Annotated in this window: 7 protein-coding genes and 1 pseudogene; 1 reads left to right on the forward strand and 7 read right to left on the reverse strand. The window is 58.5% G+C overall.

Features of this window, described 5'->3' with window-relative positions:
- The coding region (locus tag A3754_RS12520) for a S9 family peptidase (protein ID WP_063519960.1) at window positions 1–1,591 on the forward strand (1,591 nt) is incomplete at its 5' end.
- Here the strand turns inward: A3754_RS12520 and A3754_RS12525 are convergent.
- The 7 genes and pseudogenes from A3754_RS12525 to A3754_RS27690 form a co-directional block, all read right to left on the reverse strand.
- Window positions 1,583–2,866 (reverse strand): hypothetical protein, encoded by a 1,284-nt coding sequence (locus A3754_RS12525; RefSeq protein WP_063519961.1) that lies wholly within the window; start codon window positions 2,864–2,866, stop codon window positions 1,583–1,585. The genes A3754_RS12520 and A3754_RS12525 overlap by 9 nt on opposite strands.
- Before the next feature lie 40 nt (window positions 2,867–2,906).
- Window positions 2,907–3,425, reverse strand: a complete 519-nt coding sequence (gene gspM / locus A3754_RS12530) for a type II secretion system protein GspM (RefSeq protein WP_063519962.1) — start codon at window positions 3,423–3,425, stop codon at window positions 2,907–2,909.
- The gene (gspL, locus tag A3754_RS12535; protein ID WP_063519963.1) at window positions 3,422–4,561 is read right to left on the reverse strand and encodes a type II secretion system protein GspL; all 1,140 of its coding nucleotides are present in this window, start codon (window positions 4,559–4,561) and stop codon (window positions 3,422–3,424) included. The genes gspM and gspL overlap by 4 nt, the downstream gene beginning before the upstream one ends.
- Window positions 4,562–4,680: 119 nt before the next feature.
- Window positions 4,681–5,742 carry a type II secretion system minor pseudopilin GspK gene (gene gspK, locus A3754_RS12540; protein WP_197468644.1) on the reverse strand — a complete coding sequence of 354 codons (1,062 nt, stop codon included), beginning with the start codon at window positions 5,740–5,742 and terminating at the stop codon, window positions 4,681–4,683.
- Window positions 5,733–6,392: a type II secretion system minor pseudopilin GspJ gene (gene gspJ, locus A3754_RS12545; RefSeq protein ID WP_063519965.1), complete on the reverse strand. Its 660-nt coding sequence runs from the start codon at window positions 6,390–6,392 to the stop codon at window positions 5,733–5,735. Before gspJ ends, gspK begins: the two co-directional genes overlap by 10 nt.
- The gene (gene gspI, locus A3754_RS12550; RefSeq protein WP_007148932.1) at window positions 6,389–6,769 is read right to left on the reverse strand and encodes a type II secretion system minor pseudopilin GspI; all 381 of its coding nucleotides are present in this window, start codon (window positions 6,767–6,769) and stop codon (window positions 6,389–6,391) included. The genes gspJ and gspI overlap by 4 nt, the downstream gene beginning before the upstream one ends.
- A pseudogene (locus A3754_RS27690) lies at window positions 6,766–7,061 on the reverse strand (type II secretion system protein GspH); the annotation flags it as partial. The gene gspI and the pseudogene A3754_RS27690, both read right to left, overlap by 4 nt.

Here is a 7,061-nt window from a genome sequence, read left to right on the forward strand (position 1 = left end):
CACGATCCAGGCGCAAAAACAGGATTATTACCAGGTGCGCATCCCGACCCGGGATGGCAAAAAACTGGCAGCCACCGTCTACCAGCCTGAGCTTCAGGCCGGGGAAAGCGCCCCGTTGATTATCGCCACTCACGGTTTTGGTGGCTTCCGCGCGAAGCGCCCCATGTCAATTTACGGCAAATCCATCCTCACCGGTGAAGCCGCCATCGCGGCGTGGAAAGCCGGTTACTGGGTGGTCTTCTACGACCAGCGGGGCTGGGGACAGTCCGATGGCCACGTGCACATGATGGACCCGGACTTTGAAGTCGCGGATCTAAGTAATGTGATCGACTGGTCACTGGGCCACCTTCCCGGCGTCAAACGTATGCCTGACGGTCAGCCCGCCATCGGCATGATTGGCGAGTCTTACGGTGCCGGCTTGCAGACGCTGGCCGCCTTCACCGAACCGCGCCTGCAGGCACTGGTGCCGCTCACCGGTTGGCACGACATGAACAGTATTGCTCCGAACGGCGAGTTTCGCAGCGCCTGGGGCGCTGTTTTGCTGGGCGTTGGAGGCATTAACAGTGGCTTCGATGTGGGCGTGATGTTTTCGGACCCGTGGCGCAGCGCCTTCGATGGCACCGTCAACCAGGATCTGAAGGACCTGATGTACCAGCGCAGCCCCGCCGCTTTTTGTGACCAGGGCAAATCGCCACACGCCGATGCCCTGTTTATTCAGGGGTTCACCGACACCATGTTTCCGTTCCAGCAGGCAGAGCGCAACTATGAGTGCTGGCAGGAACAAGGGCGCGATGCCCGTATCATCGGCATGCAGGCAGGCCACGTTATGCCCTGGCCCATGCAGCAATGGCGTGGCTGGTTGCCCTTCTATCAGACCGACGACATGGTGCACTGCGGTGATTACAGTGAAACGGCAGTGGATACCATCCTGAACTGGTGGGATGAAAAGCTGCAGTCCGGCGAGAGCCGCGTGCCACAGTATTGCATCAATGTCACTGAAGACCGCGGTATCGCCCTGGATGAGGGGCTGCCGGTCAACAGCACGCAGTACGCTCTGCCCCGCACCAAGGTGACCGTACCACTGGCCGGCGCTTTTGAATGGCTTATGGTCGGCGTAGATACCGGCACGGACCTGTTCCGTGCCATGTGGCCCGGCGCCGATTTGCGTGACATGAAGCCCAATGGCGGCTTTGGGCGCCCCAAGTTCGTGCCCATGTATATCGCCCGTGGTGATGACGAAGTCTTGCTCGGCAAGCCGCGCATTGAACTTAATCTGGGAGGGACTTCCGGCGGGAAAAGCATGCCCGTTTTTGTGGGCCTGGGGATTCAACATGCCAACCGGCGCCGGGTCCATGTGGCCAGTGAACAGCTCACGTCTCTGCCGGAGAAAGGCATTTATGAACTGGAATTACCTGCGGTCAGCCAACCACTGAAAGCTGGCGATCGTATCGGATTGGTGATCTACGGGTTCACCTCCCAATTCCCGCTGAATTCTGCATTTCTCGCACGCAATGCCAGCATCAAAGGGGATGTCTGGCTGCCGATCACCCGCGAAGACGTTCTCTCGCTGAAGCCGGATCGCTCATTCTGATACCGGCTCACTGACTGCGTAAGGCACGGCAGCGCTTCGCTGCTGTGCAAAGGCCCCCGCCTCCATGCCGTGCAGGCCTTCGTCAAAATACAGGCTGACCGTAAAGCGCAATTCCTGCGGCTCCGGCCAGCCTTGCAGGGAGTAACCCAGGTTGGGTAACTGACCGGTGAACTGCTCCGGCTCTACCTTGAGGTCACGGTCGTCTTCATAGATCAATTCCACCCGCGTCTTCAGTAGTTCATCCGGTACCGTCATGGCTGTCAGCAGTGAAAACTGTTTGCGGCTGTCAAAGAGGATCCAGTTTTCTTCCATGCTGATTTGCTGGCCGGCAAAAGCCTGATCATCAACGTCCTTCTTACCGTCAACCGTAACCGGGTTATCCGCGAACCGGGCGGTATAGACCTTTGCCCCGATCTGCCCATTACCGTCAACGGTCACCGCCACTTCCGGGTCCTTGAGGGTGGCGCGATACAGCTCCGGGATGCGCGCAAAGGTATGCGCTTCGTAATGGGCGGCATAACGCATGGCCTGAACCTGAATCGTCATCACCGGGATACCGGCCAGCACCACCTTGGTACGTAAATGCATGACTGATCGAATTGGGCCGATCAAATGCCCAACCTGTTTGGGGCGCAGGTTATGATTATCCAGTGACATCCGGGTAAAGCGCGAGAGCACCCCGGCGCTCATGCGCATTTTCAGGGTATCAATGATGGAGCCCTCCCCCTGGTAGCCCTGATAACCGAGATAGAGCCAGTTCAGTTCGTTTTCCGGCTCCACGTTCAGCTCATAAAGCGCCGTGCGCGTCATGCCACTATCGACGTCGTGGGCGACGTAATAATCCTGGCTGCGCTGTCTACTGCCTTCGACCAGATAGAAATGGCAATTATTCGCCACCGCGATATCGGCAACGATAGTTCCCTGGGCGGGACGAAGCGTAGCTGGTGCCTGCGGGCCCGCATCCGTGAGCATCATCAAAAGCTGATCTGCCGCATCCAGATGCCCGGCTTCGCCGATCATGGCGAATTGACTCCCCTCAAACCACACCATGCCGTGCTCATCCAGCTCATCGAACTGGTAAGGCACCGGCACAAAACGGCCCTGCTCTACCCGCATGACCGAGAGGGAATCCAGCGTTTTACCCTGGGCGCCGGGAACGTCCTGCCCGGAGAGTTTAACCACCCGGCCACGATCCAGTGGATCAAAGCGGCATTCTGCCTGGGCGGTCAGTGCCGGAATAAAAAGGCCGAGCGCCAGAAACAGGCGTAGGGTCATAGTAATGGTTGCTACCTGGTTGTTTATGCTTGAGTGGCGACTACTTTTGTAGCGTCGCTCGCACCGTGGCGGTACCCGGTTTCTCACCCGGCGTCATTTCCAGATTGGTCAACTGCACGCCCTCTTGCTGGAGGGATTGCAGCCAGAGCACCGTTTGTGAGGCCACCTGATCTTCCATCTGGATTCGTACCGCCCGATTTCCATCGGGAGAAAACCCTTTCAATGTCAGGCCAAACTGGTCGGCGCTGCGACTCACATTGCCGGTCCAGTTTCCGGTCGGCCTGGCTGTTGATGTATCGCCTCGCTGGGCGGCGGTAACAGCGCTGCGGTTATCCTGGATCCACTGCAGTGTTTGCTGATTGGTGACAAAGCGATTCCTGGCCTGGTCCCGCGCTGCCACCGAGGGCGCCCAGATCAACCAGTACAGCACCACCAGAAAAGCCACGGCAGCCAACACCTGCAAGACGCGTTGTTCACGGGGTTCCCGGCTTTCATACCAATTCACGGCCTGGTCGCGCCGTTGTGCCGCCAGTTTTTTCAGTTCCGCCGTATTACTCATCCTGGCTGCTCCACCTTGATACGAGCGCTGACGCCCTGGGCACCATTGCGATAGTTGGCAATCGAGGCTCTCGCGCCCTGCTTCTTCAACGCATTCTGAAGCTGTTCCAGCTGGGCATAATCCTTGGCGCCCACATCCAGCAGCAAGGTGTTATCGCGCTGATCATACTGAAGCCGCTTGGGCTCAACCTTTATCTCTTTCAACACTTGCGCCACCGGCCCCAGAAGCGGAAAAAAACGGGCCTGCCCGCCTTCACTGCTACTTCCCAGGCGGGAAAGCCGCCCCTGGAATTGGCGGCTCAGGGCCGTGGTCGCCTTGTCGCCGGGAAACAGCTGCTCGTAAAGGGTTTTGGCATCGGCAAAGGCCGCCTGCGCGGCCTGCTCATAACGCCACTGTTGTACCCAGATCGCCACCAGGGCCAACACAAACACAGCTGCGGCCAGAATGCTGACGGGCTTCCAGGGCGCAAACGCCGTGTTGCTACCCTTTTTTTGTTTCGGTGCATACGGGCCGGTCAGCAGTTCCTGGCCAGCGCCACCGCGTAGTGCATCCAGAAACGCCGCAGTGCCGGATAAAACGGTGGCGTCGGCAAGGCTGTCACCAAATAGCGCCTGCATGCCGTCACGCTGGTCGGCATCCACCACCAGACAACGGTCCCGGTCTGCCATTAATAGCACCTGCCCACCATCCAGTTCCGCAATCAGAGGAGCCTGGCCCTGTAACCGTTCGGCATCTACCTGAAGCGAGCCGAGTACCGCTCCCTGCTCAGCAGCCCACTGTTCAAGCTGGCTGATCAACTCACGGGCGATGGCGGTCACTTCGTAGTCGTCCCCTGCCCCTTTGCGTGAGACAAACCAAAGCGATTCCGGGCTGTCCAGCATCTGCTCTTCGAGCAGATACGGCAGAACACGCTGTAAATGGCGCGCCTGCTTGCGAGTCAGGGAAACATGGGTTAGCCGGGCAAAGGCCACGCTGATAATGACATGGAGGGTCTGGCCGGCACACTGTTCCAGCGCATCACGCAGGCTAATGGCCTGTACGTCATCGGTTGCGTTGCGCTGCAACAGCACCGGAATTTCAAGATCCGGCTCTGTTCCCCCTGCACCGCTTAAATAAATCAGTGGAGCATCTGCCACGCTGCTGTGTCCTTTCGTTGTTATCTGCGTTGTTATTACTGCATGTGCCGCTGGCTCAGTGTACCAAGGCGAGCATCATTCCACAGTGTCGTTACTGACCATTGCGCCTACTGGGCATCTTACTGGGCATTGTAGAAGGGATTGCAGGCCGGTTCGAGCGGGGTCAGCAGCGGGCTTACCTGCCGGCTGAAGACCTCGGTAGACGCATCATTACCGCTACGCCGGCGCAAGCGACTCACCAATCGGCTTAATTGGCCGTCTACTTCCACGTCCACCATCACCTGGAAATATTCACTGCTAACGCCCAGAAGGTCGCTAACTGCCTGCTTTTCGTCGGCGTCAAGGGCGCTCAAAGGAGCAAGCTGCATCAGATCACTCACGGTTGTAATCGGCTCTTCTTGGCGGGCTTTGACAATGGCTTCTACTGCGCCGGCACCCGCTATTCCGCCCAGCACCGCATCCAGCACCTGGGGCGGCGCCGTATTCACATTCAATGTAGTTCCCAGCGGTAGCGCCGTAAACAGCCCCCAGACCATGCTGTCCTGGGGTTGATTGGCCACCTGGAAGCTGAGCAAGGCACGCATTTCCGATTCATGGGCCGCCGGCATGTTCGGAGTCCGGCGGTTACGGTAATCCGCGTCTTCCGCCCCTTCTACCCCATCCACAATATTGTTGGAATCCAGCCAATCCGCCATTTCGTTGGCCAGTCGTGACGCGTCTGTTTCCTGGGGGAAAGTCAGTTCGATGAGCCGGGTAAGCCGGTCAATCGCCTCTGGATCGCGAACAAAGGCATCGCCTTGAGCCGTAATCAACCAATTGAGATTAAAACGCCCCTGTAGATCCTGGACGCTGGCGCTGAGCATGGCGTCTTCATAGGGGGTGGGCGGTAATTGTACTGCCCACTGCTCTTCCACGCAGTCATCAACCAGCGCGTTATTGTTCTGGTCATCCTGCAGGTCATCGATCAGCCCCTGCTGGGCCACCACTTCCGCCGCCATGGCATATTGGTACCGCTTGTCCCATTGCAGCAGGTTGTCCGCCCGAGTGAGAAAACGATCCTGGCGAAACAGTACCTCCACGGTAATGGTGGTCAACAGGGCCAGCAGCAAAAGCACAATCACCAGCGCCATTCCGCGCTGCTGATGCACGACGCCATTACGCCTGCGCGTTATCAACTCCATGGGTTCACCACGGTCCGGTAGAAACGGTGCACGATGTCACCGTTTTCCAGCTCGATTTCCAGCTCGATACTCTTTGGCAGACGCTGCTGCCAGACTGGAACGGCCGCCATGGCCACATCCGGCCACAGCTCTAGCCACTGCCACTCCCCCTGGGGAGTCAAATCAAGGTAGCGGACAGTAAAGCGCTCCACGTGATCCAGCAGCACATCTTCCTGATACTCAGTGGCCACATTAGTGTCGAGCACCGGCCAGTAACGGCGGAACAAGGTGCCATCTTCAAGGGTATAGACCACCCGCTGCATCTCACTGCGTTTACGCAGACCAAAAGGGTTGGACCAGCCCAGGCGGGTGAATTCCACATAATTATCACGGCCCAGAATGGCCGGTTGCGGGTCACCGTAGGGGTCGCGGACCGGACGACTGATCAGTTGCTCGAAATCCAGGGTAAGAAAGGTGACAGCGCGCTGGGTGCCCTCCATTTCATCGGCGCTGTCTTTCAGTTGTTCGCGGCCCTGCAAGGCGCTGCCGAGAAAGCTGGCCACCCAGACATAGATGAACGCGAAGATAGCGATGGTGATGACCATCTCCAGCAGGGTAAAGCCCCGCTGCGCCAGGCGCCTGGAAGAAAACGGATGGAGAGTTTTCATCATCCGGACGCCGGTTTGCCGATCAGGCTCGCCAGGTGATACGCCATTTGCCCCTCGTCATCGTCCTGCATCATGCCCACCTCGATATCCACACGCCGGGTATCCGGGTAAGGGCCCTCGCTGACACGGGTATTGATCCACCATTCACGTCCGTTGCGGGTCACCGTGGAGTCCGATTCGCCAGTGGAGGGCCACTGTTGATACACCTGCATTTCTACCAGCTTGTCGGAGGCCACCAGAAAGCCCAGATGGGTTTCATTGATATTGGTATAGGCCCGCGCGGTGGAGCCCATGGTCTGCCCAAGCACCACCATGACCAGCGCCAGAATGGAGACAGCAATCAGCACTTCCACCAGAGTAAAGCCACCCTGCCGCTTCATTCCTGGACGTCCTCTATCATTCTTGAACGCTGCTCCAGCCACTCCTGTTTGTCCTGCTGGTCGTCATCGTCCTGCTCACGGTCCGGATCGGTAATCTGCCCGAGAGCCGAAATTTGCCAGCGCTGCACCTGGTCGAGATCATCCTGGCTCTGCATGGCGAGGGTCACAGGAGACACTTCGCCGCTGGGGAAAAAGAAAATCTGCGGAAACGCCTTTTCGTCTTCCCCCTCTTCCCCGGACTCGCTGTTGCCGTCCCGCTGGCGCGCCTCTGCCTCGTCACCCTCGCCCACGG

The organism is Alcanivorax sp. HI0083 (assembly GCF_001635175.1).

Coding starts and splice junctions, on each gene's coding strand:
- gspK (WP_197468644.1), bottom strand. CDS start 5,742: ATGGAGTTGATAACGCGCAGGCGTAATGGCGTCGTGCATCAGCAGCGC.
- gspI (WP_007148932.1), bottom strand. CDS start 6,769: ATGAAGCGGCAGGGTGGCTTTACTCTGGTGGAAGTGCTGATTGCTGTC.
- gspM (WP_063519962.1), bottom strand. CDS start 3,425: ATGAGTAATACGGCGGAACTGAAAAAACTGGCGGCACAACGGCGCGAC.
- A3754_RS12525 (WP_063519961.1), bottom strand. CDS start 2,866: ATGACCCTACGCCTGTTTCTGGCGCTCGGCCTTTTTATTCCGGCACTG.
- gspJ (WP_063519965.1), bottom strand. CDS start 6,392: ATGATGAAAACTCTCCATCCGTTTTCTTCCAGGCGCCTGGCGCAGCGG.